We start from the raw sequence: 26,481 nt of genomic DNA on the forward strand, positions 1-26,481 counted from the left end.
ATTTGAAGAGAAACTAATTGGCTATGAAATACCTCGAGCAATTGTAGCAGATTAGAATTAAAAGTCAACAAGCGACCTTCCTTAAGTAAACTTCCCTTGAAAAACCAATTCAAGGGAAGTTTTTCTACAAGAAGTTAACTAATCGGCATGATTGTTACAATTTGTTGAATTCGAATAAAAAACGGTGTATCACCAGCCATCAGCGTAATGTGATCAGGTTTTACATCCTTTAAGACGCCGCGAACTGAGTCTCTAGTTGTCTCAACAACAAGATGCTTACCAATAACTGTTTGTAACGTTTCAATGACGAATGGGTCAATCATTGTTTGATACTGTGTATTCATGTTTCTTTGTTGCGTATCATATCCGTAATACATATTTGTACCTCCAAAATTGTAAGTAGTTTCAAGGCAGTATATGTGAGTTTGCCTACTTTGTTTGGGTGTTGACCTAATTTTAAAAAAACTTATGTGAAATTTAGCTGTTGTGGTAAAATGTTTAAAACTTTGAAACTATTTTTCAAAACAGAAAGAGGGGAAAATCAGTTGCTTATACCAGTGAAACTCAAAGTAGGAGATGAGATTAGAATTATCGCACCAAGTAGAAGTGCGAGTATCTTATCTAATGAAGGAATACAGTTTGCAAAAAAAAGTCTAGAAGGCTTAGGTTTGATTGTGACGTTTGGAAAAAGTATATTTAATGCTGATTTACATAACTCTACTTCTATTCAAGAACGGCTTGAAGATTTGCATGAGGCATTTCGTGATCAAAACGTAAAAGGAATTTTAACCGTAATAGGCGGCTTTAATAGTAACGAGCTTTTACCATATATTAATTATGATATCATTCAACATAATCCAAAAGTGTTTTGTGGGTATAGTGATATAACTGCGATTGCGACCGCTATTACAACAAAAACAGGTCTAGTGACGTATTCAGGTCCGCATTTTTCAAGCTTTCAAATGGAAAAAGCACAAGAGTATCAAACAAACTACTTCAAAAAATGTCTAATGCAAGAAGAAAGCTATATAATCCAACCGTCTCCACAATGGAGTGATGACGCTTGGTATTTAGATCAGGAAAATAGACACTTTGAAGCTACGAGTTGGAAGGTTTATAACAAGGGCCAAGCTTGCGCTCAATTATATGGTGGAAATCTCTGTACGCTAAACTTGCTGCAAGGTACGGAATACATTCCAGAGTTTCATGGGAAGATACTTTTCATAGAAGATGATGAAATGACAATTCCTGAAACATTCGCTCGGGATTTAACATCGTTATTACAAGTAGCAGGTAATATCAAAGGACTAGTCATTGGCCGTTTTCAACGTGCATCTAAAATAACAGAAGAACAGCTTATTTTCACCCTTGATAAACATCCTATTTTAAAAGCGCTTCCAGTTCTATACGATGTTGACTTTGGTCATACACAACCGATAATTACATTCCCAATCGGTGGGGTTGTTAATTTAAAAAGTGAAGGGAAAGAAATACACCTACTTAAATTTTAAGATTGGTAGTCAAATTACAGAAAAAATTATGAAAGAGTGCCTGTTCCCTAGGGGTCAGGTACTTTTTGCGTGTGTGTGAAATCCTTTCTACTATATTAGTTCACTTGACTCAATTTCAACTATCCTAGTACATCTACCGCTTCCTTCATCTTTTGGTTGAATAGACTAAATAGATTAATTTAAAGGCTCTTTTCGTAAACATTGTTTGCTTCTTACACTAAAAAAATCGGAATAATACATTAGATGAATTTATCACCCAATAAGTTAAGTAAGAAAAAAGCGCAATACTTACTAAATTGGTGGTGAATTCTTAGAATTTTGTGTAAAAATCCAGCTGTTGGGATTTTTACGAAAGCAACAAACATGCGAAAACAGCCAATTTAATATAAGGAGAGGGTGTTCATGGCTACAATGAAGCGGCTACTAGTTTGCTTTAAGCCTGGGACGGATAGGTCTACTTGTTTGAAGATGCACAAGGAGATGAAGGCCACACTTGTTAATGAGATTAAAGAGATTGATATACATGTAGTTACAGTATCAAGCGACGAGGTACCAACTTGTCTTACTAGATATGCTTCCACTGAAGGAGTTCGATTTGTGGAGGAGGATCACTTGATACAGGTTGAACCAGTTTCAGATACAAACGAGGTGACTAGTAAGGTAGGTAACTCTACTATTACAACGAACGATCCATTATCAGATAGGCAATGGGGACTTGAGAACGTTAACGCACAAGGAGCGTGGGATTTGGCACGAATTTCTCCTATCTCTGCTAGAATTGCCATTCTAGATACTGGAGTAAACCGAAATCATCCTGACTTGAGAGGGAAGGTCATCCATAATGCAAATTTCTCCAGTTCTTCAACAGTGGAAGATGTTCATGGACATGGGACTCATGTGGCTGGGATTGCTGCAGCGTTAACGAACAATAGAAATGGAATCGCAGGAATGAGCTATAATGCGGCTGGGATTATGAATATAAAAGTTTTAGGAGACACAGGAAGTGGCACTAACAGTAATGTTGCCGAGGGTATTATTTATGCTGCGAATCGAGGAGCACATGTTGTTAACATGAGTTTTGGCTCTGCGCAAAGCAATGAGACGCTGCAAATGGCAATAAACTATGCAAATGATAGAGGTGTACTTCTAGTTGGTGCAGCAGGCAATAATTCTTCAAACCTACCGCATTATCCCGCAGCATATACATCTGTACTTTCGGTAGCTGCCACAAATCAAAGCAACGAACTAGCACCATTCTCCAACTATGGAACTTGGGTAGATGTGGCAGCACCAGGACAAAATATTCTATCTACCTTTCCAGTGGAATTAGAAGATTCGATGTATAGGGTTGCATCAGGAACTTCAATGGCTACTCCTTTTGTTAGTGGTCTTGCAGGCTTAATAAAAGCAACAAATTCAGCGTTAACGAATAGAGAAATTAGGTCAATCATTGAGCGAGCAGCCACTCAATCGATTTCAGGAGGTACAATTCGCTTTGGTAGGATTGATGCGATGAGAGCAATTCTGATTGCACCTACAAGTCGCCGTCAACGACAACGAACGAGTAATCGTCCTTCTGTATGGTTGAATACTCAGTAATGAACATATATAACGATATGTATTTCCTCTATTTTCCATTTGTGTTATAATAAAATTAAATTGATTTCGTGGGACATTATGTAGTTAATTAAAATAGCTTTTCCGACCTTGAAAATATATAAAGTAGAGGTGATTGTATGACGGTTTTTTGGGGTATAGTCCTTTTGGTAATTATTGGGTTCGTTGTATTTGGCTATCTCGTTGATAAAAGGTCAGATCGGTATCGGCGAATGAGTGATAAAAACGTAAAGAGTGGGATTGAAGCAGTAAAGGATCAAACTCAAAAGCAAAATCCTTCAAATAGTGATTGGCATGTTTAGTGATTGCTCAGTGTAGCAGTCACTCTTTTTTTAGTCATATTAAGGCGAATTTGCCAATATGCTAGTTGAAAGGAAATGTTTTTCCAACGAACTGATATAGGGGGGCAGGGCATGGAAACGTTTATTAATGGAAAGCTTGGAGAAATTTTTGATGATTTTAAGTTCAACTTAAAAAATCTTACCGATTTGTGCACGTTACAGGATTTAAACTTTAACAAAGGGCATTTACCAGACTATTCTAATCCACTAATTCAACAACTCTACCTCTTAAAATACTTCCCTGCTCACTTATTTGAATACTATGATATATACAGCAATGTAATAGAACAAAACCATTTAAACAACTCATACCATATCCTATCTATCGGAGCAGGAAGCGGTGTTGATTATTATGGACTCGATTTAGCATTAAAAGATATCGGGAAAAGTGCAAAGGAATATGTCTATTATACTGGTGTGGATGTCATTGATTGGAGATATCGCCATCCATTAAATAACCCGGACTGCAGGTTTACAAACGAAGATATAAGTAAAATACATCCTGATAAACTATCACAAGTAAATCTCATCATTTTCCCTAAATCAATAGGGAATTTTACAGAACGTGCTTTCGATGATCTTGTTAACCAAATGAAATTAACTAAGTGGTCAGAGAAAAAAATTTACGTAATATCATCAATAAATGATTATCAAGAGGAACTCGAAAAAAAACGGTATGAAAAACTTTTAAGCATGTTTGTCAATGATCATGGATACACGGACTTAGATGAAGATACAGACTACTATTATTTTGAGGATAAGGAAAATACGAATATTTTTAGCTATCCGGAACATATTAAAAAGTTTTTGGTAACACTGCAAGATCAATGCAAATCCTACGATCCTTATCGGAAAGAATGTATCAGCCTTTGTAATAGTCTCCTAAATAAGGAACCATTGTTAGGAGCAGGACATATTAAATATCAAATGAAAAGGTTAGAGAGAAGAAAATAATTAGTTTGTGATGAGCTAGTCACCTCGTATGGTGGCTATTTTTATTGGTAAAAAGAAATAGTTTCCTGGGAAAGCGCAGGAAACTACAAAATACTGCAATATCTTCTGTTATATCCTCTTTATCTAGTAAAAGCCTTATAACTTCTACATATACTTTCATTTTTCAATAAAAAGCAGAACTCGTTATGTTGTTTCTACGTCCCTCTTTCACTTTTGAAATTTATTTAAATTTTTTATTAAAAAAATTTCAAAACAATGGTCCTAGACAAGGCCCTTGCGCATACATTTAGTTTAGTCGTTAAGTATCTTAGTTGCTAAGGTATTTTAAAGGAGGTGATGTGTTGAATATTTTTGAGGAGTTGCTAATCTCCTTAAAGCGTGCTAGTGAGGTGAGTATCTCGGTTATGCGGCCGAGAGATACAGGGGAAGTAAATCATGGGTTAATGATTTTATTATTCATGATTTATAGTAAAGGTCAAATAAAAACGAATGAAATCTCCGAGCACTTCGGTGTAACTTCTGGTGCAGCAACAGGAATTGCAGATAAGTTGGAAAACCTGGGGCTAATTGAAAGGAAGCGAAGCATAGAAGACAGACGGATTGTGATTTCTACGTTAACAGCGAAAGGTCTTGACCTTGTGGAGGCAAAAAAAAGGGAGCATGTTCAATTATATGAGTATATACTCAACGATTTTTCGAACGAGGAAATCATCAAAACGATCCAGATGCTTAATAAGATTTCAGCAAAAATCGAGAGCTATCTAACAGAACAACATGAGGAGGACTAAAGTGGAGAAGTTAGATAAACGACAAAAAGTGTTTATCATGATTGCTGTCATGTCAGTGTTATTGTTCTCTGCCCTTAACATGACCATTGTGGGAACGTCACTACCGAAAATCGTATCAGCGATTGGTGGGCTTGATTATTATGAGTGGGTCTTCACGATCTACATGCTTACGTCCAGTATTACCGCCATTTTGGTAGGAAAGCTATCTGATATATATGGCAGGAAAGTGTTTTTATTATCTGGGATCATTATCTTTAGCTTAGGTTCCTTATTGAGTGGATTTTCATCAGACATCGTTCAGCTTATTACATTCCGAGGAATTCAAGGATTTGGCGGAGGAATGCTGATGAGCGTTTCATTTGCAACTGTAGGTGACTTATTTTCTCCAAGAGAGCGCGGGCGTTGGCAAGGTGCCTTAGGTGGGGTTTTCGGCTTGGCAAGCTTGCTAGGTCCAACCTTAGGCGGAATAATCGTAGATAACTTCCAGTGGTCATGGGTGTTCTGGGTATTCCTTCCGTTTGGGATCGTAGCTTTCCTCTTAATTGCAAAGCTTTACCCACAGCAAGCCACTCTTAAGGACGAGAAAATAGATTATCTAGGCTCACTTATTTTAACAATAGTGATTATAACATTGCTATTAGGTTTTTCTTGGGGAGAATCTTGGGGAGAAACCAAATATGCCTGGTCTTCACCTGAAATAATCGGTTTGTTCTCTGTTTCAGCCTTGTCTTTAGCTTTATTTCTTTATGTAGAGACGAAGGTGAAGAGCCCAGTGCTTCCCCTACATTTGTTTAAAAATAGTGTGTTTACAATTTCAAATGCCGTTGCCTTTCTTTTAGGAATGGGAATGTTTAGCGTCATTATGTATATTCCGTTCCATGTACAAGGGGTAGCAGGTCACTCTGCAACTGTATCAGGTTTAGTTGAAATGGCAATGACCATCTCCTTGGTTATTTCAAGTGCTATCGCTGGATTCCTGATTACTAAAACAGGAAAGCATAAAAAAATTGCACTAATTGGCTTAATAGTAATGGCATTTGGTCTTTACTTAATTACGTATCTAACGATAGAATCTACGTTGCTCCACGTGATTTTTATGCTAGGTGTCACAGGTCTTGGAATTGGTATTACGTTCCCAGTCTTTAACTTAACTGTTCAAAATGCAGTGAAACATAAATACTTAGGTGTTGCCACTGCAACGGCACAATTATTCCGTGAACTTGGCGGGACCATTGGAGTAGCATTTATGGGAGCAATATTGAGTAAGCGCATGAGCGATAAACTAAGTGAAATGGATTTACCAAATGGCAGCCCAGTTCCGACAGCAGGGGAGTCAGGGTTGGATTTTACTAGTATACAGGATCCTCAAATTTTAATGAACGCTGATGCATTAAGTGAAATTCGTAAGGAAATGCCTGAAGGAATGGTTGGCATGTTCGATTCTATTATTAAAGCGTTGCGAGAAGCATTGAGCTATTCTTTATCCGGTGTATTCATGTTTGCTATGATTGCTGTAGTTTTAACCGTCTTGTTAACTATTTTTCTTAAAGAACTCCCACTTCGTACTTCAAATCAGGAAGAAGATGAACACGAAGGAAAAGCAACAGAATAAGAATGGCTTGGAAAATGTGAGGCTGTCCGATTTATAAATAACACAGACAATCTTGATAAAACCAATAAAAATCAACACCTCTATTCATTTGGTTGGAAATAGTTGTTTCCATGATGTGAATAGAGGTGATAAAACCCTACTATAAAGGTTCCTTTCGTACTTTCTTGTGCTTTTAATTGTGATGGATGATAGGAAAATGCTTAACAAAGCTTAGCATTAAGTAGATAAATTAGGCTCGATAAATTACCTTAATCCTAGTGCGGCTTTGGCGACTTTAAAGTCATTTATATACTTCTGTTCTAAGTGGTCGTCTCTCAATTCTATCAATACCTTATATGTATTGGTAAGGCTGATGGTATCAATGTAGACACTCTCGATTTCTCTAATTCTTTTGGTTTCAGCAGCGGTTAATTTTCTGTCGCCTTCTTGAAAAGCTTTAAGCTTTATTTGATGTATTACACCATTCCATTTCTTTTCATAAATTTTGATTGTCACCTTTTCGTTATGGGTTAGGTCTCTGTCATGCTCTCTGGCTTTTTCAATGGTTTTGAAGATTTCATAAGTGTCTTGATACAGTAGGTTGTCGATTTCCAAGAGGATTTGTATTGTTTAGATAGAAAATTGCATAGATAATCACAAGTATACTTGCAACAATAAAGATAAGTTTTTTATGTAAAGATATCACCATGTTTGTATCCCCCCCTTTTAAAGACTATTTATGTACAAGTTATTGAGTTTATGTATATAATTTCCAAATAAGAAATGGTGTCTTTATGTGGGCAAGAAGGAGTGTTTTCTATTGTGAGAGAATTAGAATTGGTCTTAGATATTAAAGCTACGTTGGGCGAGGGGCCCTGTTGGGATAGTAAAAAACAATTATTATATTGGGTAGATATACTTGAAAAAAGGGTATACATTTTTAACCCAAGAACAAATGAAAATCGCTGCATTCAATTAAATCATTACGTTGGGGCAATCGTACCAAGAAATTCAGGTGGAGCTGTGTTGGCACTAGAAAAAGGTTTTTATTTTTTAGATACTCAGACAGAGACATTGTCACTGATAGATGAGCCTGAGAAGCATATAGTAAATAATCGATTTAATGATGGGAAATGTGATGCGAATGGGCGCTTTTGGGCAGGGACAATGGATAAATCCTATCATAAGGAACAAGGTGCACTTTATTGCTTGAATACGAATTTGGCTGTGAAAAAGCAGTTGAGTAAAGTTGGGTTATCAAATGGATTAGCGTGGTCTCCAGACAATAAGTTTTTTTATTACATAGATACCTTAACTCGAAAGGTAGTTTGTTTTGACTTTCATCTCAGTACAGGTGAAATTGAAAATCCGAGGGAGATTATTTACTTTCCAGAAGAAGAGGGAATGCCTGATGGAATGACGATTGATGAAGATGGAATGCTTTGGATTGCTCATTGGGGTGGCTCCAAGGTATCTAGATGGAACCCTAAAACAGGAGAACAATTAACAGCCATTGAAGTCCCAGCGCTAAATGTAACATCCTGTACATTTGGCGGAAAAGATTTAGATGAATTATATATAACGACTGCAAGATCAGGATTAAATGAAGATCAACTGAAGGAATACCCTTATTCAGGAGGGTTATTCAAGATAAAAACGGATGTAAAAGGGGTTCAGGCTTATCCATTTAAAGGATGAGGGAATTTGATGAAGGTAGAGCGATAGTCAAAAAAATCTCGCAAATGTTTGATTAATAGTTTAGATTATAAAATGCGTTCCTATATAAGGAACGTTTTTTTATATTTATTATCTATTTAAATGGAAATTAATGCTAATATAATATGGACAAGTTTAACTACTATATTGATGTATAAGGAGATTCTATGAATTCGTCTATATTGAAAAACCGTTCATTTCTTTCAACCTGGTTAGGAAATGGTATATCAGAACTAGGTGGTGCTTTTGGTACTTTTTGTAATTCGATATTAATCTACCAACTTACTGGTTCTACTCTCGCACTAGGGAGTATGTGGCTTTTGTATTTTCTTCCATCATTGGTTCTTCAACTTTTCATTGGCCCTTATATTGACCGGTGGAGTAGAAAGTGGATTATGGTACTCTCACAATGGACAAGGGGTGTCATATTTATCATCCCATTAGCTACATTACTATCAGGCAATTTAGAGGTTTGGCATATTTACGTTGTTCAGTGTGTAGTTGGTTTAATCACTCCATTATATGTACCTGCTAACCATGCCCTTACGCCTACGATAGTAGCAAAGGATCAATTACAGACAGCAAATGCTTATATTGATGGGACCGTACGAATAATGACCTTTTTATCTCCCATACTAGCTGGGATAGTCATTGAATACATTGGGGTTCCATTCACACTTACTCTTGTTAGTTCTTTCCTTATCATGAGTGGTTTTACTTTGCTTTTTATTCAAGAACAGAGAATTAAACTAGAAGTAAGAAAAACATGGGTAGCAGATTTTTCAGAAGGGATATCTTTTTTCTTTACTCAAAAAATTATTGTGTGGTTAGGTGTCTTCTTAGCATTTGTTCAATTTGGAGTAGGTGTGACCATGGTTACAACTCTTCCATACATTACGGAGGAATTGGGAGGGACTTATGCCGATTATGGGTACTTTATGGCGGGCTTTCCGGTTGGATACATAATAGGTGCTTTACTAGTATCAAAAATAAAGTACAAAAGTCGTAGATTACTCATGCTAGGTTCCCTTTTCATCGGAGGCATTACCTTCATTGCACTTTGTTTTAACTATAGTATCCCTTTAGCTATTTCAACAGAAATTATTGGCGGAATAGTCATGGCTATTTTTAGTATCCATAATACAACGATCTGCCAAAAAGTTGTACCAAATCACCTCATGGGAAAAGTGTTTTCAGTCCGTCTGCTTATTATCAGAGGAGCTATGCCACTGGGAGTGCTAACTGGAGGTGTCTTAAGTGAAATGTTTGGTGTGAGACCGCTGTATCTGTTGATTGGTTTATTAATTAGTCTTGTTTCGTTAATAGGAATATGTTTACCTTATTTTAAATTCATTGATGAGAAAGGTAGTCCAGATAAAATTGCTTCCTAGGGTCTGCACTGATATCGCCGATTGGTTTGAGGATAACCAGTCGGCTTTTTATGTTAAAAATGAATGGCAAGCACCATAACTGATAGGCGCCTGTATATATAGTTATAGGATTGGAGGGATAAAATGAGCGTACCAGTAGGAAAAGTTTATGTTGTCGATCCTTCTCCTTTAAATTGGCTTTTTGTACTCTTTCATACTATGGAGGAACTAGTAAGAGCTGATCGCGAAGGGTATGTAACACCGTCGTTGGCAAGTGAGTTTACTTGGATCAACGAAACGACATTAGAAGTAAAGCTTCGTAAAGGGGTTACGTTCCATAATGGTGAGGTTTTTAATGCGGATAGCTTTGTAAGAAGTTTTTCTGAGGAACAGCGGTGGTTTGCGCCACATCCGCCTGGAACGTGGATGAACCTTCCACGGGAAACAACTGTAGATGTTGTTGACGATTATACCGTTCGCTTTCTGTTTCCAAAGGCAGATGGATTAGCGCTAGTGAAGTTAAGGGCTGTTCATATGGGGAATGAGTTATTTTGGCAGAGTCTAGGGTTTGGCTATGCGCGAGAAGGTAGTGGGGAAGGTCGTTGGTGAATTCTTGATGCACCAGGTCGGTGGGGCACCGGACCGTTTATTTTGCAAAAAGGATATTCATCATTAGAAAATAAGCAAGCGATTATTAAGAAAGAGCCGTTTGAGGCAACTTGGATTACTGTTGAAGAGCTTCGTGCTCCGATGGTTCAGTTGCAGGCAAATAAAGATTATTGGAATAAACCAAGAGGGCCAAAACTTTCCGAGGTAATCTTTCGGAATGATCTTAGTAAGCAAGAAGCACTTTTGCTTTGTATAAACACGGAGGGACAAGTCGATATTGTCACAATGATTGAACCGAAACAAGCAGCGGCAGTAATTGATTCGCCGTATGCGAACCTAGTTCAGGTGAATACAGACCGTGTTTTTGCTGGGGTGTTTAACAGATTTCAGCCTGATGTACCGTTTAATGACCGAAGAGTAAGAGAAGCGTTTAACATGGCTATCAATCAATCGAGAGTCGCCCGGCAAGGCTTTCTTGGCTACGCAACACCAATTCCAAGCTTGGTACCACCATGGTCTAAAGAGATGCCAGAAGATGTGACACCAATACCTTACAACCCTAGTCGAGCAAAAGAATTACTTCGTGAAGTGGGCTGGCCTGAAGATCGTGAATTCGTGATCGCTGTGCTAAAAATGTACGAAGATGCAGCGAAAGTGATTGCAGAGGAAATTGAAACGGTTCTTTCATTAAAAGTCAGGGTAATTGTCATTGAGGAAACAGAAGAGCACAAATGGCGCAAAGCAATCGCTGAAAAAAGAAGAATACCTAAGATTGATTTGCTATTAGTTGACGTGTTTGCCTTATTTACAGAAGGAATTCCTGCATTTATTCACCGCGAATTTTTTGGTGAGAATGGAGCATTAAGATTAGGCCCAGAACTAGAAGAGTTTAATAGATTGTTTGTGGCATATAGTAGTGAAATTAATGATCTGAGAAAAGTAGAATTAGCAAAAGAAATTGATCGTTTTGTTTATAAGGAAGCGTTAGGGTTATTTCTATGTTGCCCGCAGGATTTATACGCGGTAAACCGGCACGTTCAATTTCGTGCTTCACGCAGCACATTTGAACTTACCGAAACCGAAGTGACAAAGGACCACTGGTCGAGACGATTATGATAGAAATTGGTATACGACAGAAAATCGTATACTTTTTTAATTGGGAGAAGTTTGGCGGACACCAGTGCCGTTATTTTGAGAAAAAACTAGTTTTTTTCGATTTCGCGGACAGAGAGGACGTTATTTTGCTTGATTATGCCTCATTTTCATAGATTTTGGGCAAATAACGTCCCTGGTGGCCGCGAAATTTCCGAAAAGGCGTTATTTGCTAAAATAGCGTCCTCTCTGTCCTCTAACTGAAAACAGCCTAAAGTTTCTCTTGAAAATTTGGCTAAATTTGGTTTATTCTATGGTGGAATGTCTGTTCTAATTGGAGGGATGAAAGGTATGTGGAAAAAAATCGAGTGCGTCGCAATCTATACCGATGATCTGGAAAATTCGGTAGCATTCTACCAGTCGTTAGGTCTAACTAAAGCTTGGGAAACGTACCAAGATGAGGGCAAGCAATGGAAGTTCGTAGGTATGAGGTTTCCTGACGGAGACTCAGAATTAGTCTTGAAGAATAACCCGAATTTGAACTTTGCTGAAACCGAAATTGTTGTTGAAGATGTCAGGGAAACCTATGAGATTCTAAAAGCTAATCCTGAAGTTGAGTGGATCCGCCCACCATTCCCGAATGCCTTAGGTGGTCATGTAGCGGTTATGCAAGCACCAGATAAGAATGTTTTTGTTCTGGTAGGAAAATAGCCATGCCTACATATAACAAACTAGTAAGGGATTTAATTCCTAGCATTATTGAAAATACAGGAAAAAACTATCATACTCGTACATTAGATACGGCTGAATATAAAGTAGAATTGGTAAAAAAACTATCTGAGGAAATGAATGAATTTTTACAAGCGACAAATGACAGTGAGGCTATTGAGGAATTAGCAGATATGCTTGAAGTTATTCATGCCTTAACACATATTCACCACTCCAACCCAAACCAATTAGAAGAAATAAGAAAAAACAAAGCAGTACAACGTGGCGGATTTGAAAAACAAATATTTTTGATAGATGTAGAGGACTAAAAGATGAAACCGACATTGCGAGCGGAGGCAATCATTTGGGATAAAGCGAAGAGGCTAGTTCTTGTTCAATGTGATAGAGATGAAAGCTTCTATCGACTTCCGGGTGGGAGTGTTGAATTTTTAGAAACAGCTGCTGAGGCGATTAAGAGGGAGCTGGTAGAAGAGTACAACATCAGTTCAACAGTAGAAAAACTAGCGATTGTTAACGAGAGCATTGTTGAGGTAGACGGTGAACAGATTCATCAATGCACGCTCATTCACTGGTGTACAATCACAGACGGGGACAAAGTCTACATTCATAATGAAGATCCAAATATAATACTTGTTTGGCGTACCATTGAGCAATTACAACAGACGCCTACCTATCCAGAAGGAATTGTTGATGTGTTTACTTCTGACACTACTCATATTTCGCATCTTGTTGTTAGGAAAAAATATCAATAACCCTGCCAATTTCTCAGGGTTATTTTTACCAATCAAACCATTATTCCACCGTTAGGATGAAGTGTTTGACCGGTCATATAGCTTGAATCAGAAGAAGCTAGGAAGACAAAGTTTGTAGCAACTTCAAACGGCTGACCAGGACGCTTGAGAGGTGTAGTATCGACGCCAAAAGTTTTTACATCTTCTGCGGAAAAGGAAGATGGGATTAGAGGTGTCCAAATAGGGCCAGGGGCCACACCGTTGACACGGATACCTTGATCGGCTAGAGAAAGTGCGAGTGATTTGGTAAATGTAAGGATTGCGCCTTTGCTAGCGGAATAATCGATCATTTCTTTGTATCCCTCAAATGCGGTAACTGAAGTTGTGTTAATGATTGTGCTCCCCCTTTGTAAGTATGGTAGTGCAGCTTTCGTCATAAAGAAAAAAGCATAAATGTTGGTACGAAAAGTTAGATCTAACTGCTCGGCAGTAATATCTAAAATACTATGTTGAACATACTGAACTGCGTGGTTGTTAACGAGAATATCAATTTTGCCAAAGTGACGAATTGCTTCTTGAACTACTGTATGTGACATTGTTTCATCTTGCAAGTCACCAGGTACAAGTAGACATCTTCTTCCAAGTTGTTCGACCCGTTGCTTTGTTTCTGTGGCATCCTCATGTTCATTAAGGTACGAAACAACAATGTCTGCGCCTTCTTTTGCAAACGCATAGGCAACTGCACGGCCAATCCCGCTATCTCCGCCAGTAATAATGGCTACTTTGTCTTGTAACTTTCTACTACCGATGTAATGAGGATTTTCGGAAAGAGGCCTAGGGACCATCTTATATTCAAAGCCTGGATGGTGGTCTTGATGTTGAGGTGGAAAAGCAAGTGGTACATCTTCACACTTTCTTTCTTTTCCCCAGTAATCATAAACAGGATACATAACCATGCTCCTTTCGAAACGCGTCTTAATTTCAACTAAACCTAAACTTAATTGTATTCATGTGTAATAAAAATAGAAGTTGTCCCATACAATTGAGTTATAACTTACATTAAATACTTGTTGCGACAAGTAACTGATTGATATAAATTATAGAATAGAAGTTAAATTTCGTGTGAGAGAAGGAATATACTTGAAACGCAAAACCTATCTTTTTATGATTCTTATTTTAGTTTTCCTTTCAGGGTGTGGTTCTAAAATTAATGAACCTATTACTCTAATGAACCAAGATAACCAAGAAGTTAGCTTTCCACAGGATAAACCAACTTTATTCTTCTTTTTAACTACTTACACCTGAGGTTTTTGTCAACAGCAACTAGTTAAGTTGCATGAAAACCTAGGGTTGTTAGAAGGGTTAGACGTCAATACGTATATTATTAGTAGCGATACACCAGAAGAACAATACGAGTTATATCGTGCACTAGAGGAAAAGTTTGGGGAAAGTCTTCCTTTTGTATCAGACCCAGACCTGAAGCTAATTGATAAGTTACATATGAAAAATGGAGATATGGCATTTAGAGGCTATGCTTTACTCGACAACGACGGTCGGGTTATTTTCCAGAAAGTAAACGATCACTGGGCTGAGGAATTAACTGAAACTATGGAAGTTATTACGAAAGAGTTAGAAAATAGAAAATAAGACTTCAGACCGTAGATGGATTTCTACGGTTTTTTTATGGAAATTTATCAATCTTATTGGTTATTTATGGTAAAGTGGGGGGTGAGGTGACGAAGAGTGGAGAGTTTTATTTATATACCAATATTATTAGCTGGAATTGGTTTAGTGATTGCGATTGTCCAGAGCTTAATTGACCGCTCAATTAACCAATTTAAAAGTAATGAGTATGAAGAGAAAATTAAAGATCTTGAAGCTAGAATGGAGAAGTTAGAAGATGAGAATAGAGAATTATATTTTCATATCCATAGCAGAGGTAAACTATGATTATACGAAATGAAAGTTTAAGTGAAAAAGCTCCTAGAAGCTTGCTTTTACTAGCAGACCCTTCTCTAGAGTTAATAGAAGATTATCTCAAAAGAGGCGATTGCTATTTAGCTGAGATAGACGGAAAAGTGGTAGGAGCCTATGTCTTACTTCCTACTAGACCCCAAACTGTTGAACTTGTTAATGTTGCTGTTACTGAGGAAGAACAGGGTAAAGGCATTGGTAAACGTTTAGTGATGGATGCCATTGATAAGGCGAGAGCAGCCGGCTACAAAACGATAGAAATTGGCACTGGGAACTCTAGTATAGGTCAGCTTGCCCTTTACCAAAAATGTGGATTTCGCATTATTGGTGTTGATCATGACTTTTTTATTAGACACTATAAAGATGAGATATACGAGAATGGAATTCAGTGCAGGGATATGATTCGTCTATCACAAGACTTGTAGCGAGGGAAGTGGGGAGATGAGAAAAGTCTTTCTTTTGTTGTTTATTGTACTGATAACTGGCTGCTCGACCGAGAAATTAGAGCCAAAGACATTCGCAGAAATATATTCTGGTAATCTATCAGCTGTCACGAAAATTGAAATAAGACACGGTGGTGGCGAGTTAAAAACGATTGTAGATGAGGAAGTTATTCAACGTTGGCTGGACGATATACAAATGATCACTTTTGTTCCTGATGAAAATCAGGAAGGGAGGGTAGGTTACTTATATTATGTGAAGCTGTTTGAAGGAGAAACGTTAACTTTTTCTTTTGATACCTCAAGTATTGGTGACTTTTACTTTTTATCAAATGACGAATTAAATGAAAGATTAGAGTGGTTGTTTACTAATTAAAAAGGAGTGGTCTGCAAGTGATATTAGTAAGTTCCTGTTTGGTTGGTTTAGAGGTTAGGTACGATGGGACCCACTGCCTTCATAGTCAGATTAACAAGCTAGTAAAGGAAGAGCAAGCAATATCAGTCTGTCCTGAATTGCTTGCTGGCTTTTCAGTCCCGAGAGAACCGACTGAAATTGTCGGCGGGGAGGGAGGGGATGTCCTGGATGGTAAAGCAAGAGTAGTTACCAAGTCGGGAACCGATGTCACAAATTTATATATAAAAGGAGCCTATCGCACTTTAGAAAAGGCGCAAGAACTCAGGGCAACCTTGGTGGTACTTAAGGAAACTAGTCCTTCCTGCGGTAATTCTATGATTTATAATGGCGAATTTTCTGGTGAAAAGGTCGTTGGTAATGGAGTGACGTCTGCATTACTCAAAAGGCATGGCTATTCAGTTATTTCTGAAGAACAGTTTCTAGAGTCCCTCAAAGACCAAACTACTTAACGATCAAAAAACAAACAGAATAACCAACTAGAGAGTTAATAAAAAGGAGAATTTACATATGTTAGATTTTGGATGGCTTAATGTTGGAAGCCTCGTACTAGGATTGATTGCCTTGACGCTTCCAATTGTAAATCTCAGTAGAGAGAAGAAAGAAGACAATAAAGCGTGGGTGATACTTTCAGTCATAAGTCTTAGTGCTTGTGCTATTTCCATCTGTTTTCAAATTTTCTATACCTCTCATTTAGTAATCATCGAGGATTGGTCTGCTCTATTGGACACACATAAAGCTGTCGCTATAGTCTCGGCATTACTACTTATAGGTACGATCACATTAAATGTACTAACTCTGGTAGTATATCGGGACAAAGCGAAGTAAAAAAAAGACCATAAAAGGTCTTTTAAAGAGAAACGTTTAGTGTCTTTAGTAATTTATTAAGTGGTGTTGAGAAGGTAAAAAACCAGCTTCTGTTTTCATCATCAAAGACGAGCAGATACGGATTTTCATCTTCAGGAATAATAATAATGACCTCATCAATTAATGTGTTCAGGAATTGGTTGTTTATATTAATTGACGGCTCTAATGGAATTTTCATCAAGACCCCTTTGTCTGGTATAGGTCTAAATTTCTTAACAACATCATCAATTTTACTGATGATATGTTCAACTTCAGACTGAATATTAGGATTTATAGGGACCGATTTAATGATTTCATCGCTCTCAATAATCAGGATCTCAACATGCTTATTGTTTTCAGCATTGATTATTGAGTAGTTAAAAAAGATCGTGATAAACACTAGTAGAAGTACAGATTTCCGAACCATATATTTTTTCACCTCAGTAATAGAATAACCTAAAATACCCAACTTATTTTTAGCAACGTATTAGGTCCTTATTTCAAAAAGAAGTGGGGGCTTTTTCATTTCGTGTATCAAATAAAAGGGAACTAATGTTAAATTTAATGTAGTAGAATTTATTGGAGGGATTATCTTTGAAGAATGTAGCTTTTGTTTTACTATTAATTATCTTGTCCGGTTGTAAAGGCGAATCTGAACTACCTGACACTTCTAGTCCGGGAATGACCACATCTGGGATGAACTTTATCGCTGCATCGGACGAAGTATTTTATGAGGATTTTAAAAAGTTATTTGACGATCAGAGAAGTGAGGATTTCATACGTGAAAAATATGAATTAATCAAGAGAACAAAAACGGACGGAGCTTTCATCTCGACACTAACTCTAGTGAGATATGAAAATAATAAAGCATTATTGGTACAATTGCGGCATGATCGAGATAAAGATGAATATCTGATTTACAATATTATTGAAGTTCCTGAAGAAGTTGCTGCTTTTTTTGAAGAGGAAATAGAATGAGTTTTTTCTTATCTTATCTGAAGAAAGTCACTGCATATTGGTGGGGATCAAGTAACGGTTATGAAACTTATCTATCATTGAGTAATTAAGTATCTGAAAGTATGCGGTATGACTTTATAAATTATTATAATGGAAAATTATTTAGGATACTATTATTTATTCAGTTCTTCTTAAAATACGAGGAGGAAGTAAAATGAGGAGGGTTGAATTATTGATACCGACAGAAAAACTGCCATAACATTTGGAATATTATTAATCACAGGAATAATATTTGGCATATTATCATCGGTTCCAGCTCTAGAGCAACCGGACTACCTTACCAAATTATCAACTATCAAGGGGCAAGTATTGCTGGCTGCATTTTTTCAATTTATCATGGCCGCTGTTTATGTGTGTATTGCGGTACTATTATATCCGACTATTAAAAAATATAATGAAGGTCTTGCACTCTCATACTTTGGATTTAGAATAATTGGAGCAGTATTTCTTTTTATTGGTATCATTTTTCTTTTACTATTATTATTCATAAGTCAACGATTTGTAATAGAGGTTCAGCCAGATCCATCCCGTTTTCAAACTATAGGAGAATTGCTTAGAGTAGGTAGAGATTGGATAAATCATATTGGAATGATATTACCGTGGAGTATAGGGGGGTTAATCCTATATTATTGTTTTTTTAGAATGAAACTTATTCCCAAATGGTTATCAATCTGGGGCCTTATTGGCTATACTTCTACACTCATAGCAACCATTCTGTTGTTCTTTGACATAATTAAAATAGTATCACCAATATACTTGATAATGAATACGCCCACTGCACTATTGGAGTTGATTTTAGCTGTTTACCTGATAGTTAATGGGTTCAATCCATATATAAAACAAAAAGGGGGAACACTATGACAATTCTTGTAGTGGGAGCAACTGGTGAAACAGGACAATTAGTCGTCAAACAATTACTAGATTGTGGAGAGAAAGTAAGAGTGATTGTTCGTTACCCAGATAAATTATCAGAAACAATTCTATCTCACCAAAATATATCTATTATAACTGTTGGTAATGTTTTACAAATAAACAAGCTTGAGATGAGAGATTATGTTAAAGATTGTGATGCTGTGATCTCCTGCCTTGGACATAACCTAACTCTACGTGGAATATTTGGCCCTCCTTTTAAATTGGTAACTGATGTAACTAAACTCATTTGTCATGCGATTAAAGAAAATAAGCCCCAAAGAACAATTAAGTATATTCTTATGAATACAACAGGCAATAGTAATAAAAATCAAAGAGAAACAGTATCTTTGGCTGAAAAATGTGTTCTGGGTATTATTAGATTGCTTGTGCCGCCACACAGAGATAATGAAAAAGCAGCTGATTATTTACGAGTTGAAATTGGCCAAGACAACCTTGAAATAGAATGGATTGCAGTTAGACCCGATAGTTTATTAAATTTAGAAGAAGTAACTAAGTATTCTATATTTCCTTCACCTATCAGAAGTGCCATTTTTAATCCGGGAAAAACTAGTAGGATTAATGTGGCTCATTTTATGTCAGAATTAATTATCAATGAAGAATTGTGGGAGCAATGGAAAGGGCAAATGCCTGTTATTTATAATGAAAATTCAGTAGTAGAGGGAGGAAATACTTGAAAGCGATTGTTTGCAGAAAATCAGTTTCACCGGATGTTAAAGAAAATACACCTTGTACAAGAACTAAATCAGCTTTGGTTTGATATTCTTCTGGAAGGTGAGAACATACAATAACTGAATATAATAATCTTTAATACTATCCGTAGCCCTTTACTTAAAAAGCAGAAGGGCTTTTTTGTATTTTTTTGGGAAATTAAGAGGGGATTAATGTTAAAATGGAAGGAGGAGTACTCGTTAGATAAACTCTTTTGAACTGGAGGGGATTATCATCTATGTAAAATACTATTTAGCTCTAATGTCTTTCGTGTTCTTAGCTAATACCTTTACGTCTTGGCGAGATGAACAATATGGTTTGGCAATAATAGCAGTGGTGTCTTTCCTTTTATTTTTACTCGCATTGATAGGTTATCTTAAAGAAATTAAATCTTTGTTATGGATAGGTATAACTATTCTCTCAATCTATACGCTGTATTTATTAGGTGCAGTAATCTGGTCATTCACTCCGACAGACGCAATGTTGTTTACAGTAACAGTAGCAATGACGTTATCGATAATTAATATCTTGGTTATTATTAAAATGAAAGATCAGATCAATATTCTTTAGTTAAGCAGCACATGTGATTTAAGTTTCTCTAAAGAACTAGGGTAAAAGGCTTCTTCCAAGAACTCTATAAATATATTGTGGGAGGTTCTTATGATTAAGAATTTGTTTATTTTAGTTTTGGGAGCATTATTGTTAAGTGGTTGTTCGAATGAAGTGGTAGACCAAGAAAGTGTTGCCAACTTAGAAAGAGAGATAGAAATAATCTCAGAACGCTTAGAAGAGAAAGAAAGCGAGTTACAGGCACTTTACCAGCAACTTGAAGAATCAAAAGATAAGGAGTATATCAAGATTGATAAAGAAATAGCCCCTAGATTATGGAATAACCCTGATACTCAATTGTGGGAATACGTTATAGATTTTTCATTTGCTGAAGAAAATGGTTGGATCCGTGGCACTACAAATTGGCGATCATGGGATGGCGAATTTGATCAATCTTTCTCAGTGCCTAATCAAACTTGGGAAACACCAGGATTGTTAATATCAGCTTGGATGAGTGAGGTAGAAACTAGTTAATGGCTAGGTCTAGAAGTTTGGGAGATAACTACTAGAATTGAACTTCTTGATGAAAACAGTGCTCATGGATATATATTGAGATATGGTGTGTTTGATGATTCTATTGCTGGAGAAGATATGAAAGTAACGATGAAAAAAGGTAATGGGTTTTGGTACATTGAAAATGTTGAAATTCGAGGGCGCTGCTCTAGAGGTGTCAGTGAAAATAATGAGCTTTGTGTTTAATCCTAAATAAACATGATCATTTTTCTAAAAGAGAGTTGATTGGTAGTGAAGGTACTTTTAAAAGGCTTGTTAATTGTTGTCTTCTTTGTCATTTACTTTTGGTATTTTTCGTTAATAACTGGTTTGATAGAATTTTTAATGGGTGGTTTTGCTACGATCTATCTTTTAATTATTTCTTCAATTATGGTTGTTGTATCAGTAGTGCTATCGATGTGGACAACTAATAAAGTCTTGGAAACAATTAAAGCTAATTTATGATATTGGACTTTTCAAAGTGTTAGCGGGATGTGTCAAATGACTGAAACTCAAATGTACCTTGATCCGTATTGTAGAAGAGGTGATTAAATGAGTCAAGATGAACAGGATAAAATGAGAGTAAAGGATTGGGAAAGACACCCGACTGCGAATGTTGCCGACTCTGTAAACCGATCAATGGCAGGAGATCCTGGTGCGTTAATGAGGGGTGGATGCTTAACTAAAATTGTGACTCTAATTCTACTAATTGTTGGATTTTTACTTGTTACTCAATGCTCCAATGTGGTTGATAGCTCCTCAGTAGAAAATAGTTGTCGAGAAGTTGGTGAAGTCATTGGCTAATGCTTGGTTTCTCCTGTTTATCCTTGTAATAGGGTTAGGTCTTTTCTTAAAGTTTAAAACCACAATTAATAAAGAACAGTGGTTTGTTATCATTCATTCGGATGTTAATAAAATAAACATTTATAAGCTTCAGCGTGTGCTATCCAATAATGGGATTAAATCAAGAGTTGAATTTGACGATGCTCTGACCAATCATGCGGTTAGAAATTATTATATTGGTGACAAGGGTTCTATACGTAAGTTGATGGTACAGGAAAAAGATTTAGTTAGAGCGAAACGATTACTAGAAGAGAATAGGTAATTAATGGAAGGGAGCCCTTAAGAAAACATAAGATAATTCCATGAAAATTATATTATAGGTATTGGTGGGATGAAGTTGATTCAAAATTGGAGAAATATCATGTTAGTTATTCTTAGCCTTGGTTTAGCTCTGTCTTTCATACTACATTACAATGTTAAAAAAGAAAACGACAACAATTTGCAGGAATACGCAGGACATTTACATTCGCGAGTGATAATGGTTAAAGAAGCGATAGAAGCATTAATTGAACAACCGAAAAACGCAGTAACAAATGAACATTATGTAAAACTTTTAGAAAGAGCCGGTTATGAGTTAAAAACCGTAAGTGAAGCAGGTTTCTACGTTCATAAAGAGTTAAAAGGAGCGATTGCAGGAACATTTCCCTTTCATGTCCAAGGAGTTTTAAATGGGGGATTAATTAATGGTAAACATGCATATGATGGTGTCTGGCAAGATGGTGAAATTCAGCTAGAGCTAATCTTCTTGTTAGAAGCATTATATGAAGACGTTTTTGAAGCACATAACTTATTAAATTCAGAAGAAGTAACAGTCGAAGAGATTAATAAAGTATATGACATACTGCGATATGATGGTGGGGAAAAGTATCGAACGCTTTATAAAAGGTATTTGAAGAATAAAGAAGAGTAATACGAACTGTGGGAGGAGACAGTCTATGTTAGAGAATATTGTTTGGATTAATGTGATCTACCAGTTGTTAATTTTCATTGTTTGGATTGGTATTATCTTTTTTATAGCATCGTTATTTAGGAGTAGTATCGAAAATAAGAAACGGCTAAAGAGATTGGAAGAAAAGATTGACAGTTTAATTGAAAAGTGAAGTGAAGACTTTATACTTTAAAAGTGTTTGGTTTCTAAGAAGTCTTTAGGAGGTCTATTAATTTGAATAATCGTACAGGATTATATACACGTTTTGTAATACTACTAACCTTAAATCCTGGTAAAGAGTTAACAGAGAAACTAATCAAAGAACATGTACATTACTTAAAAAAGTTAGAAAGTGAAAATAAGCTAGAACTTTGCGGTCCATTTTCGGATTATAAAGGTGGAATGATCATTATCAAGGCAAAATCCTATGAAGAGGCTAAAGAAATTGCAGAATTAGATCCTTTCGTCATTAGCCGAGTAGAATCTTATGAAATTCGAACCTGGGAACTCTCTTGTAAAGAAAACAACCATATGGGAATGGGATAATCATAAACATAACTAAACGGAATTAATATTTATTAAACAACCGACTGCAATTGTCCACCAACAGGACAGTCAAAGAAATGGTTTTGTTATCTTTATTCAACTACTTAAAAAGGATTGTTTAGTAAGAAAAATTAAAACTTATGGTCATTTGAAAATTAGGGGAGAAACAACAATGAAGAAGGTAGTTATTTCTGTATTTTCATTTTTTATAGTGTTTGTCGGTACATATGTATTAATTGGTTATTTGCCAAATTTCCGAATTAAATTAGATGCTCCGCCGTTGGAATACTTTGTTGAAACCATAAAGCATATGGTATTTTTTAAATCTCTGGTTTCTGTTTTGGTAGGGGGTTTGGTATCTGGTGCATTGTTCATTATTATAAGGCGAAAAAATGAAAATGCAATGAATTTACGTTGAGATGTATTCCTTTCCGTTTTGTGCATTTTGTTGAAAGAGGTAAATAAAAACCAATGAGAAGGGGGATTTTAATGAATCTAACAGTTATTAGAAGTGTTAGAACTAATAATTTCAAAGATGACGCTATTTTGCATAAGATTACAGAAATGTGGAAAGAGGCATCCAGTATATTGAAGAATTACAATAATGTTAGATATGGTTTGTATTATAATTATGAGAGTGATTATAAAGGTGATTATACTTTAAGTGTAGCAATAGAAAGTAATGAGAACGAACTCACACTAAAAATTCCTAACACAAGTAAATATGAAATTTTTGAGGTGGATACTGCAGAAGAATTTGGGATACTCAACGCTTGGAAAAAAATATGGGAACGTGAAGAGAAAGGGGATTTGGAGAGAGCTTATTCATTTGACTTTGAAAAATACTATCCTAATGGTCAAATTGAGATTCACATAGCAATTAAATAGTTTTACAATGCTTATTAAGGGAAGCTTATATGAATAAGAAAGATGTAAAACAACAGATTTATTATTGTTTAGTTCAACGGTATTATTCAATAGAAAATGAGATTTAATATTAGCGCGATTGTCGTAGGTAAATAGCGTAATTCTCGTTGTCGTTAAATAAAGTTGCTTCCTCAAATTCCTTAGACATTAATGACTTCACTGTGAAAATAGAAAAAGCCCCTTCAAAATAAACAATAAGAAAAGAGGCCCTATTATGTTTTTTGTACAAATGTCAGGTTTTCCGGGGTCAGGAAAATCAACACTTGCTCGTGAAATCTCAAGAGGAACTGGAGCAGTTATCGTTGATCACGATATTGTAAAAACTGCATTATTAGAGTCCATTGATGATATAGAGTTTGATACAAGGCTTGCCGGCAAAATATCTTATAATATTGATTGGTCACTCATAGAATTCCATCTATCACAAGGCCATAGTGTTATATTTGATAGCCCGTGTTTATATGACGAAATGATTAGTAAAGGAACAAGTTTGGCAGAAAGATATAACGTTAAATACAAATACATTGAATGCTACCTCAATGATTTTAACGAGATAAATTCTCGTTTGAAAAATAGAGAAAGTATGATCAGCCAAATTAAAGAGGTAAAGTCATTTGAAGGCTTTACGTATACTATAGAAAATAGTAAAAAGCCTGACAATCATCGTTGTTTAATTGTTAACACTGGTAAACCATTAGATACTTATATTCAAGACGTTATTAATTACATAATGGAGTAACAAGAGTTGCTAATTTTGCAACTCTTTATTTCTATCTACAAACTGGGAAAATTTGATAAAATAGAGGAGTGTCTTTATATCTAATGAAAGAAGTAGAACATTGGCAAGATACTTTCTCTAATTATCTGTAGGACCATAAATTAAGGAAGTGAAATAAGTATGAAAAAATGGGCTATATTCCTAATCCTTATTACAGTTGCAGCATTTATTTGGTTGTTTTTCGGGACTATTTATGAGGCCCTTAAAAATACACCTGAACAGTATCATGACTCAAAAGAAACAATAGATAATTATACAATAACTCTTATCTCCGAAAAAGAAACATATACTGCAGATGAAAAATTATTAATTAAGGCAACAACTAAATATCAAGGTCTAAAACTGTGGACGAAAGTTTTTCATTATAGAGCAGGTATTGTCAAAATAGTAAATGTCACGAGCTTAGATCGTAATTTTAAGAAGTCTTATGGGTTTAGAAGTGTGGGAGCTGAAACAACACTTTATCGAAATATATCCTTTCTGGAGGAATTCAGTTTCTTAAGTAAACTAGAGCTATCTCCAGGTAGATATCAAATTAATGCGTTAATAAATATTAATGATATAGAACACGAGATCAGTTTAATCATTGAAGTTGTCAAGTAATATAGAGGAAGTGGTTGTTTGGAGAAAAGTAGGTACTTTAGAAATTTTATCATCTTGTTTCTAATTATCATAGGTAGTCCAATAGTTTTATATTTTTACGCTACTGTCTATGGGACTACTTTTTCTGTTAGTCCACTTATTATTGTTAATGGAGAAAAGATTAACTATACCGGAATAATAATTAGACGGATGGGAGACACGCCGACAGATCCTGTTGTTCTTGCTCAAAATATTATACTTGATGAACCAAATGTCGTGAAAGCAAATTCTACGATAGAGGTATTCTTTGTAGATAAGCCTTCGAAAGTATTTCTAGAAAAGTGGTTTGATGGAGAGATAATAGAAAAGTGGAAAGTCACAAAGAAAGAAGAGATCAATATTACGACCCCGGCGGAGGAAGGAAACTATGTTTATAAACTAAATCCTAGATGGGACTTTAGGGATCGAGTAGATATTGTTTTTGAAATTGAAGTAAAGCATTAAATACCTAAAATTATAAAGAGCTATCGAGTTAAAACATTTGATAGCACTGTTTAGTCAATCAACTGGAGGATTAACATGAAAACATTAAGAAAACTAGCAATTATCATTTTAGTTTTAGGATTACTCCATGTTGGTAACACTGCATTCTGGTATTTTCTCATGGAGAGAGACATAAGCGAAATTCCTTTTTATATAGAAAATTTCGGGAGAATTACTCTAATTTTATATTTGATCCTTAGTTTAATTATCTATGTGATAAAGTGGGTTAAAGATCATGAAATTCATAGAACTTAATTCTAGTTTGGAGCAGGTAGTTGGTAGAACTAAAAGTTAATGAAGGAAATGATCAGATTGGGGGGGAAGTAATTGATAAGGGAAGCTAGGGAGAAGGATGTTGAGGGTTTAGCTGAGTTAATGGGAGACTTGGGTTACCCTACTGAAAGTAGCGAGATGGAAAATAGAATGTATACTATATTTTCAAAAAATGATTATAAAACATATGTATACGAAGAAGATGGGAATTTGCATGGAATGATTGGGATGATTTTATGTCATCGCTTTGAAAAAAGTGAGAGTTATATAAGGATTATTGCATTTGTGGTCAAGTCTGAGTTCAGGGGTAATGGAATTGGTAGTAAGCTGTTAAATGCAGCGGAGAATTGGGCTAAGCAGAAAGGTGCGAATATGATGACCCTGAATAGTGGGAATCGTTCCGAAAGAAAAGAGTCTCACCAGTATTATCTTCGTAAAGGGTTTGAAGGAAGCGCGACAGGATTTTATAAGCAAATTTAATTAGCTATTTGGACAGAGGGACAGGTAACTTGTCCAGTTCTCTGAATATAAACTTTTTCTTTAGTATGCTAGGAACTGTTGCGAGTGGGACAAGGTACCTG

General features: G+C 36.0%; 41 protein-coding genes and 1 pseudogene. 38 read left to right on the forward strand and 4 right to left on the reverse strand.

Annotation, left to right across the window (positions count from 1 at the left end; all coding sequences use genetic code 11):
* Positions 1-134: 134 nt before the first annotated feature.
* On the reverse strand, positions 135-377 hold the full coding sequence (locus tag DS745_RS03555) for a YuzF family protein (protein WP_241657699.1): 243 nt from the start codon (positions 375-377) through the stop codon (positions 135-137).
* Between the two features lie 168 nt (positions 378-545).
* Between DS745_RS03555 and DS745_RS03560 the strand changes: the two genes are divergently transcribed.
* The 6 genes from DS745_RS03560 (at position 546) to DS745_RS03585 (ending at position 6,823) form a co-directional block, all read left to right on the forward strand.
* Positions 546-1,511, forward strand: a complete 966-nt coding sequence (locus DS745_RS03560; protein ID WP_129076816.1) for a S66 family peptidase — start codon at positions 546-548, stop codon at positions 1,509-1,511.
* 402 nt (positions 1,512-1,913) lie between these two features.
* Positions 1,914-3,110: a S8 family peptidase gene (locus DS745_RS03565; protein WP_129076817.1), complete on the forward strand. Its 1,197-nt coding sequence runs from the start codon at positions 1,914-1,916 to the stop codon at positions 3,108-3,110.
* A 137-nt stretch (positions 3,111-3,247) separates the two neighbouring features.
* Positions 3,248-3,430, forward strand: a complete 183-nt coding sequence (locus DS745_RS03570) for a hypothetical protein (RefSeq protein ID WP_129076818.1) — start codon at positions 3,248-3,250, stop codon at positions 3,428-3,430.
* Between the two features lie 111 nt (positions 3,431-3,541).
* Entirely contained in the window at positions 3,542-4,423 is an 882-nt protein-coding gene (locus tag DS745_RS03575) for a hypothetical protein (RefSeq protein WP_129076819.1), read from the forward strand.
* A 341-nt stretch (positions 4,424-4,764) separates the two neighbouring features.
* Positions 4,765-5,211, forward strand: a complete 447-nt coding sequence (locus DS745_RS03580; RefSeq protein WP_129076820.1) for a MarR family winged helix-turn-helix transcriptional regulator — start codon at positions 4,765-4,767, stop codon at positions 5,209-5,211.
* Position 5,212: 1 nt separating this feature from the next.
* Positions 5,213-6,823 carry an MDR family MFS transporter gene (locus DS745_RS03585; RefSeq protein WP_129076821.1) on the forward strand — a complete coding sequence of 537 codons (1,611 nt, stop codon included), beginning with the start codon at positions 5,213-5,215 and terminating at the stop codon, positions 6,821-6,823.
* A gap of 556 nt (positions 6,824-7,379) precedes the next feature.
* Here the strand turns inward: DS745_RS03585 and DS745_RS25345 are convergent.
* The gene (locus DS745_RS25345) at positions 7,380-7,511 is read right to left on the reverse strand and encodes a hypothetical protein (protein ID WP_277750894.1); all 132 of its coding nucleotides are present in this window, start codon (positions 7,509-7,511) and stop codon (positions 7,380-7,382) included.
* A 110-nt stretch (positions 7,512-7,621) separates the two neighbouring features.
* On the opposite strand from DS745_RS25345, the gene DS745_RS03590 reads away from it, so the two are divergent.
* From DS745_RS03590 to DS745_RS03620, 7 genes are all read left to right on the forward strand, one after another.
* Positions 7,622-8,500 (forward strand): SMP-30/gluconolactonase/LRE family protein, encoded by an 879-nt coding sequence (locus DS745_RS03590; RefSeq protein ID WP_129077039.1) that lies wholly within the window; start codon positions 7,622-7,624, stop codon positions 8,498-8,500.
* 185 nt (positions 8,501-8,685) lie between these two features.
* Complete coding sequence (locus DS745_RS03595) at positions 8,686-9,909, forward strand: MFS transporter (RefSeq protein WP_129076822.1); 1,224 nt, start codon at positions 8,686-8,688, stop codon at positions 9,907-9,909.
* A gap of 123 nt (positions 9,910-10,032) precedes the next feature.
* On the forward strand, positions 10,033-10,497 hold the full coding sequence (locus tag DS745_RS03600; protein WP_129076823.1) for an ABC transporter substrate-binding protein: 465 nt from the start codon (positions 10,033-10,035) through the stop codon (positions 10,495-10,497).
* 42 nt (positions 10,498-10,539) lie between these two features.
* Complete coding sequence (locus tag DS745_RS03605; RefSeq protein WP_129076824.1) at positions 10,540-11,613, forward strand: ABC transporter substrate-binding protein; 1,074 nt, start codon at positions 10,540-10,542, stop codon at positions 11,611-11,613.
* Between the two features lie 327 nt (positions 11,614-11,940).
* Positions 11,941-12,300 carry a VOC family protein gene (locus tag DS745_RS03610; protein ID WP_129076825.1) on the forward strand — a complete coding sequence of 120 codons (360 nt, stop codon included), beginning with the start codon at positions 11,941-11,943 and terminating at the stop codon, positions 12,298-12,300.
* Positions 12,301-12,302: 2 nt separating this feature from the next.
* Complete coding sequence (locus DS745_RS03615) at positions 12,303-12,626, forward strand: nucleoside triphosphate pyrophosphohydrolase (RefSeq protein ID WP_129076826.1); 324 nt, start codon at positions 12,303-12,305, stop codon at positions 12,624-12,626.
* 3 nt (positions 12,627-12,629) lie between these two features.
* Positions 12,630-13,070 carry an NUDIX domain-containing protein gene (locus DS745_RS03620; RefSeq protein ID WP_129076827.1) on the forward strand — a complete coding sequence of 147 codons (441 nt, stop codon included), beginning with the start codon at positions 12,630-12,632 and terminating at the stop codon, positions 13,068-13,070.
* A 32-nt stretch (positions 13,071-13,102) separates the two neighbouring features.
* Here DS745_RS03620 and DS745_RS03625 read toward each other — a convergent pair whose 3' ends face one another.
* Positions 13,103-13,999, reverse strand: a complete 897-nt coding sequence (locus DS745_RS03625; RefSeq protein ID WP_129076828.1) for an SDR family oxidoreductase — start codon at positions 13,997-13,999, stop codon at positions 13,103-13,105.
* Positions 14,000-14,369: 370 nt separating this feature from the next.
* Between DS745_RS03625 and DS745_RS03630 the strand changes: the two are divergent.
* The 6 genes and pseudogenes from DS745_RS03630 to DS745_RS03655 form a co-directional block, all read left to right on the forward strand.
* A pseudogene (locus DS745_RS03630) lies at positions 14,370-14,696 on the forward strand (hypothetical protein); the annotation flags it as partial.
* Between the two features lie 96 nt (positions 14,697-14,792).
* Positions 14,793-14,999, forward strand: coding sequence for a hypothetical protein (locus DS745_RS03635; RefSeq protein WP_129076830.1), 207 nt, complete (start codon positions 14,793-14,795; stop codon positions 14,997-14,999).
* Positions 14,996-15,448 (forward strand): GNAT family N-acetyltransferase, encoded by a 453-nt coding sequence (locus DS745_RS03640; RefSeq protein ID WP_129076831.1) that lies wholly within the window; start codon positions 14,996-14,998, stop codon positions 15,446-15,448. Before DS745_RS03635 ends, DS745_RS03640 begins: the two co-directional genes overlap by 4 nt.
* Before the next feature lie 16 nt (positions 15,449-15,464).
* Positions 15,465-15,839 (forward strand): hypothetical protein, encoded by a 375-nt coding sequence (locus DS745_RS03645; protein ID WP_129076832.1) that lies wholly within the window; start codon positions 15,465-15,467, stop codon positions 15,837-15,839.
* 17 nt (positions 15,840-15,856) lie between these two features.
* Positions 15,857-16,327, forward strand: a complete 471-nt coding sequence (locus tag DS745_RS03650; RefSeq protein ID WP_129076833.1) for a 2-thiouracil desulfurase family protein — start codon at positions 15,857-15,859, stop codon at positions 16,325-16,327.
* A gap of 58 nt (positions 16,328-16,385) precedes the next feature.
* Positions 16,386-16,703: a hypothetical protein gene (locus tag DS745_RS03655; RefSeq protein WP_129076834.1), complete on the forward strand. Its 318-nt coding sequence runs from the start codon at positions 16,386-16,388 to the stop codon at positions 16,701-16,703.
* 22 nt (positions 16,704-16,725) lie between these two features.
* Here DS745_RS03655 and DS745_RS03660 read toward each other — a convergent pair whose 3' ends face one another.
* Complete coding sequence (locus DS745_RS03660; RefSeq protein WP_129076835.1) at positions 16,726-17,148, reverse strand: hypothetical protein; 423 nt, start codon at positions 17,146-17,148, stop codon at positions 16,726-16,728.
* A 167-nt stretch (positions 17,149-17,315) separates the two neighbouring features.
* Here DS745_RS03660 and DS745_RS03665 point away from each other — a divergent pair, with 167 nt between their 5' ends.
* The 19 genes from DS745_RS03665 (at position 17,316) to DS745_RS03740 (ending at position 26,380) form a co-directional block, all read left to right on the forward strand.
* Positions 17,316-17,699, forward strand: a complete 384-nt coding sequence (locus DS745_RS03665) for a hypothetical protein (RefSeq protein ID WP_129076836.1) — start codon at positions 17,316-17,318, stop codon at positions 17,697-17,699.
* A gap of 246 nt (positions 17,700-17,945) precedes the next feature.
* Positions 17,946-18,599, forward strand: coding sequence for a DUF4386 domain-containing protein (locus tag DS745_RS03670; protein ID WP_277750900.1), 654 nt, complete (start codon positions 17,946-17,948; stop codon positions 18,597-18,599).
* Positions 18,596-19,345 carry an NAD(P)-dependent oxidoreductase gene (locus DS745_RS03675; protein ID WP_129076838.1) on the forward strand — a complete coding sequence of 250 codons (750 nt, stop codon included), beginning with the start codon at positions 18,596-18,598 and terminating at the stop codon, positions 19,343-19,345. Before DS745_RS03670 ends, DS745_RS03675 begins: the two co-directional genes overlap by 4 nt.
* A 352-nt stretch (positions 19,346-19,697) precedes the next feature.
* The gene (locus DS745_RS24375; protein WP_153188167.1) at positions 19,698-19,949 is read left to right on the forward strand and encodes a hypothetical protein; all 252 of its coding nucleotides are present in this window, start codon (positions 19,698-19,700) and stop codon (positions 19,947-19,949) included.
* A gap of 90 nt (positions 19,950-20,039) precedes the next feature.
* Positions 20,040-20,462: a hypothetical protein gene (locus DS745_RS03680; protein WP_129076839.1), complete on the forward strand. Its 423-nt coding sequence runs from the start codon at positions 20,040-20,042 to the stop codon at positions 20,460-20,462.
* 87 nt (positions 20,463-20,549) lie between these two features.
* Positions 20,550-20,687 (forward strand): hypothetical protein, encoded by a 138-nt coding sequence (locus DS745_RS24490; RefSeq protein WP_161568166.1) that lies wholly within the window; start codon positions 20,550-20,552, stop codon positions 20,685-20,687.
* Between the two features lie 45 nt (positions 20,688-20,732).
* Positions 20,733-20,945 carry a hypothetical protein gene (locus DS745_RS03685; protein WP_129076840.1) on the forward strand — a complete coding sequence of 71 codons (213 nt, stop codon included), beginning with the start codon at positions 20,733-20,735 and terminating at the stop codon, positions 20,943-20,945.
* An 87-nt stretch (positions 20,946-21,032) separates the two neighbouring features.
* Positions 21,033-21,284 (forward strand): DUF6366 family protein, encoded by a 252-nt coding sequence (locus DS745_RS03690; RefSeq protein ID WP_129076841.1) that lies wholly within the window; start codon positions 21,033-21,035, stop codon positions 21,282-21,284.
* Positions 21,277-21,585, forward strand: coding sequence for a putative signal transducing protein (locus tag DS745_RS03695; RefSeq protein ID WP_161568167.1), 309 nt, complete (start codon positions 21,277-21,279; stop codon positions 21,583-21,585). Before DS745_RS03690 ends, DS745_RS03695 begins: the two co-directional genes overlap by 8 nt.
* Positions 21,586-21,660: 75 nt before the next feature.
* Positions 21,661-22,233 (forward strand): hypothetical protein, encoded by a 573-nt coding sequence (locus tag DS745_RS03700; RefSeq protein WP_129076843.1) that lies wholly within the window; start codon positions 21,661-21,663, stop codon positions 22,231-22,233.
* A gap of 25 nt (positions 22,234-22,258) precedes the next feature.
* Positions 22,259-22,423 (forward strand): hypothetical protein, encoded by a 165-nt coding sequence (locus tag DS745_RS24495; protein ID WP_161568168.1) that lies wholly within the window; start codon positions 22,259-22,261, stop codon positions 22,421-22,423.
* A 62-nt stretch (positions 22,424-22,485) separates the two neighbouring features.
* Positions 22,486-22,797, forward strand: a complete 312-nt coding sequence (locus DS745_RS03705) for a YciI family protein (RefSeq protein ID WP_241657701.1) — start codon at positions 22,486-22,488, stop codon at positions 22,795-22,797.
* A 172-nt stretch (positions 22,798-22,969) separates the two neighbouring features.
* Complete coding sequence (locus DS745_RS03710) at positions 22,970-23,215, forward strand: hypothetical protein (protein WP_129076844.1); 246 nt, start codon at positions 22,970-22,972, stop codon at positions 23,213-23,215.
* 71 nt (positions 23,216-23,286) lie between these two features.
* Entirely contained in the window at positions 23,287-23,685 is a 399-nt protein-coding gene (locus DS745_RS03715) for a GyrI-like domain-containing protein (RefSeq protein ID WP_129076845.1), read from the forward strand.
* A gap of 253 nt (positions 23,686-23,938) precedes the next feature.
* Positions 23,939-24,463: a P-loop nucleotide/nucleoside kinase family protein gene (locus tag DS745_RS03720; protein WP_129076846.1), complete on the forward strand. Its 525-nt coding sequence runs from the start codon at positions 23,939-23,941 to the stop codon at positions 24,461-24,463.
* A 159-nt stretch (positions 24,464-24,622) separates the two neighbouring features.
* Complete coding sequence (locus DS745_RS03725; RefSeq protein ID WP_129076847.1) at positions 24,623-25,105, forward strand: hypothetical protein; 483 nt, start codon at positions 24,623-24,625, stop codon at positions 25,103-25,105.
* Between the two features lie 18 nt (positions 25,106-25,123).
* Positions 25,124-25,588 (forward strand): hypothetical protein, encoded by a 465-nt coding sequence (locus DS745_RS03730; RefSeq protein WP_129076848.1) that lies wholly within the window; start codon positions 25,124-25,126, stop codon positions 25,586-25,588.
* Between the two features lie 75 nt (positions 25,589-25,663).
* Positions 25,664-25,882 carry a hypothetical protein gene (locus DS745_RS03735; protein WP_129076849.1) on the forward strand — a complete coding sequence of 73 codons (219 nt, stop codon included), beginning with the start codon at positions 25,664-25,666 and terminating at the stop codon, positions 25,880-25,882.
* 72 nt (positions 25,883-25,954) lie between these two features.
* On the forward strand, positions 25,955-26,380 hold the full coding sequence (locus DS745_RS03740; protein ID WP_129076850.1) for a GNAT family N-acetyltransferase: 426 nt from the start codon (positions 25,955-25,957) through the stop codon (positions 26,378-26,380).
* Positions 26,381-26,481 lie beyond the last annotated feature (101 nt).

The sequence above is a fragment of the Anaerobacillus alkaliphilus genome (genome assembly GCF_004116265.1).
GTDB lineage: Bacteria > Bacillota > Bacilli > Bacillales > Anaerobacillaceae > Anaerobacillus > Anaerobacillus alkaliphilus.

What these genes read in the sequence shown, in the direction of transcription:
- DS745_RS03625 (WP_129076828.1), bottom strand. Translation starts at nt 13,999, where the DNA reads ATGTATCCTGTTTATGATTACTGGGGAAAAGAAAGAAAGTGTGAAGAT.
- DS745_RS03675 (WP_129076838.1), top strand. Translation starts at nt 18,596, where the DNA reads ATGACAATTCTTGTAGTGGGAGCAACTGGTGAAACAGGACAATTAGTC.
- DS745_RS03710 (WP_129076844.1), top strand. Translation starts at nt 22,970, where the DNA reads ATGAAGAAGGTAGTTATTTCTGTATTTTCATTTTTTATAGTGTTTGTC.
- DS745_RS03640 (WP_129076831.1), top strand. Translation starts at nt 14,996, where the DNA reads ATGATTATACGAAATGAAAGTTTAAGTGAAAAAGCTCCTAGAAGCTTG.
- DS745_RS03720 (WP_129076846.1), top strand. Translation starts at nt 23,939, where the DNA reads ATGTTTTTTGTACAAATGTCAGGTTTTCCGGGGTCAGGAAAATCAACA.
- DS745_RS03610 (WP_129076825.1), top strand. Translation starts at nt 11,941, where the DNA reads ATGTGGAAAAAAATCGAGTGCGTCGCAATCTATACCGATGATCTGGAA.
- DS745_RS25345 (WP_277750894.1), bottom strand. Translation starts at nt 7,511, where the DNA reads ATGGTGATATCTTTACATAAAAAACTTATCTTTATTGTTGCAAGTATA.
- DS745_RS03725 (WP_129076847.1), top strand. Translation starts at nt 24,623, where the DNA reads ATGAAAAAATGGGCTATATTCCTAATCCTTATTACAGTTGCAGCATTT.
- DS745_RS03680 (WP_129076839.1), top strand. Translation starts at nt 20,040, where the DNA reads ATGATTAAGAATTTGTTTATTTTAGTTTTGGGAGCATTATTGTTAAGT.
- DS745_RS03595 (WP_129076822.1), top strand. Translation starts at nt 8,686, where the DNA reads ATGAATTCGTCTATATTGAAAAACCGTTCATTTCTTTCAACCTGGTTA.
- DS745_RS03615 (WP_129076826.1), top strand. Translation starts at nt 12,303, where the DNA reads ATGCCTACATATAACAAACTAGTAAGGGATTTAATTCCTAGCATTATT.
- DS745_RS03715 (WP_129076845.1), top strand. Translation starts at nt 23,287, where the DNA reads ATGAATCTAACAGTTATTAGAAGTGTTAGAACTAATAATTTCAAAGAT.
- DS745_RS03570 (WP_129076818.1), top strand. Translation starts at nt 3,248, where the DNA reads ATGACGGTTTTTTGGGGTATAGTCCTTTTGGTAATTATTGGGTTCGTT.
- DS745_RS03620 (WP_129076827.1), top strand. Translation starts at nt 12,630, where the DNA reads ATGAAACCGACATTGCGAGCGGAGGCAATCATTTGGGATAAAGCGAAG.
- DS745_RS03645 (WP_129076832.1), top strand. Translation starts at nt 15,465, where the DNA reads ATGAGAAAAGTCTTTCTTTTGTTGTTTATTGTACTGATAACTGGCTGC.
- DS745_RS03565 (WP_129076817.1), top strand. Translation starts at nt 1,914, where the DNA reads ATGGCTACAATGAAGCGGCTACTAGTTTGCTTTAAGCCTGGGACGGAT.
- DS745_RS03600 (WP_129076823.1), top strand. Translation starts at nt 10,033, where the DNA reads ATGAGCGTACCAGTAGGAAAAGTTTATGTTGTCGATCCTTCTCCTTTA.
- DS745_RS03690 (WP_129076841.1), top strand. Translation starts at nt 21,033, where the DNA reads ATGAGTCAAGATGAACAGGATAAAATGAGAGTAAAGGATTGGGAAAGA.
- DS745_RS03735 (WP_129076849.1), top strand. Translation starts at nt 25,664, where the DNA reads ATGAAAACATTAAGAAAACTAGCAATTATCATTTTAGTTTTAGGATTA.
- DS745_RS03660 (WP_129076835.1), bottom strand. Translation starts at nt 17,148, where the DNA reads ATGGTTCGGAAATCTGTACTTCTACTAGTGTTTATCACGATCTTTTTT.
- DS745_RS03655 (WP_129076834.1), top strand. Translation starts at nt 16,386, where the DNA reads ATGTTAGATTTTGGATGGCTTAATGTTGGAAGCCTCGTACTAGGATTG.
- DS745_RS03575 (WP_129076819.1), top strand. Translation starts at nt 3,542, where the DNA reads ATGGAAACGTTTATTAATGGAAAGCTTGGAGAAATTTTTGATGATTTT.
- DS745_RS03555 (WP_241657699.1), bottom strand. Translation starts at nt 377, where the DNA reads ATGTATTACGGATATGATACGCAACAAAGAAACATGAATACACAGTAT.
- DS745_RS24495 (WP_161568168.1), top strand. Translation starts at nt 22,259, where the DNA reads ATGTTAGAGAATATTGTTTGGATTAATGTGATCTACCAGTTGTTAATT.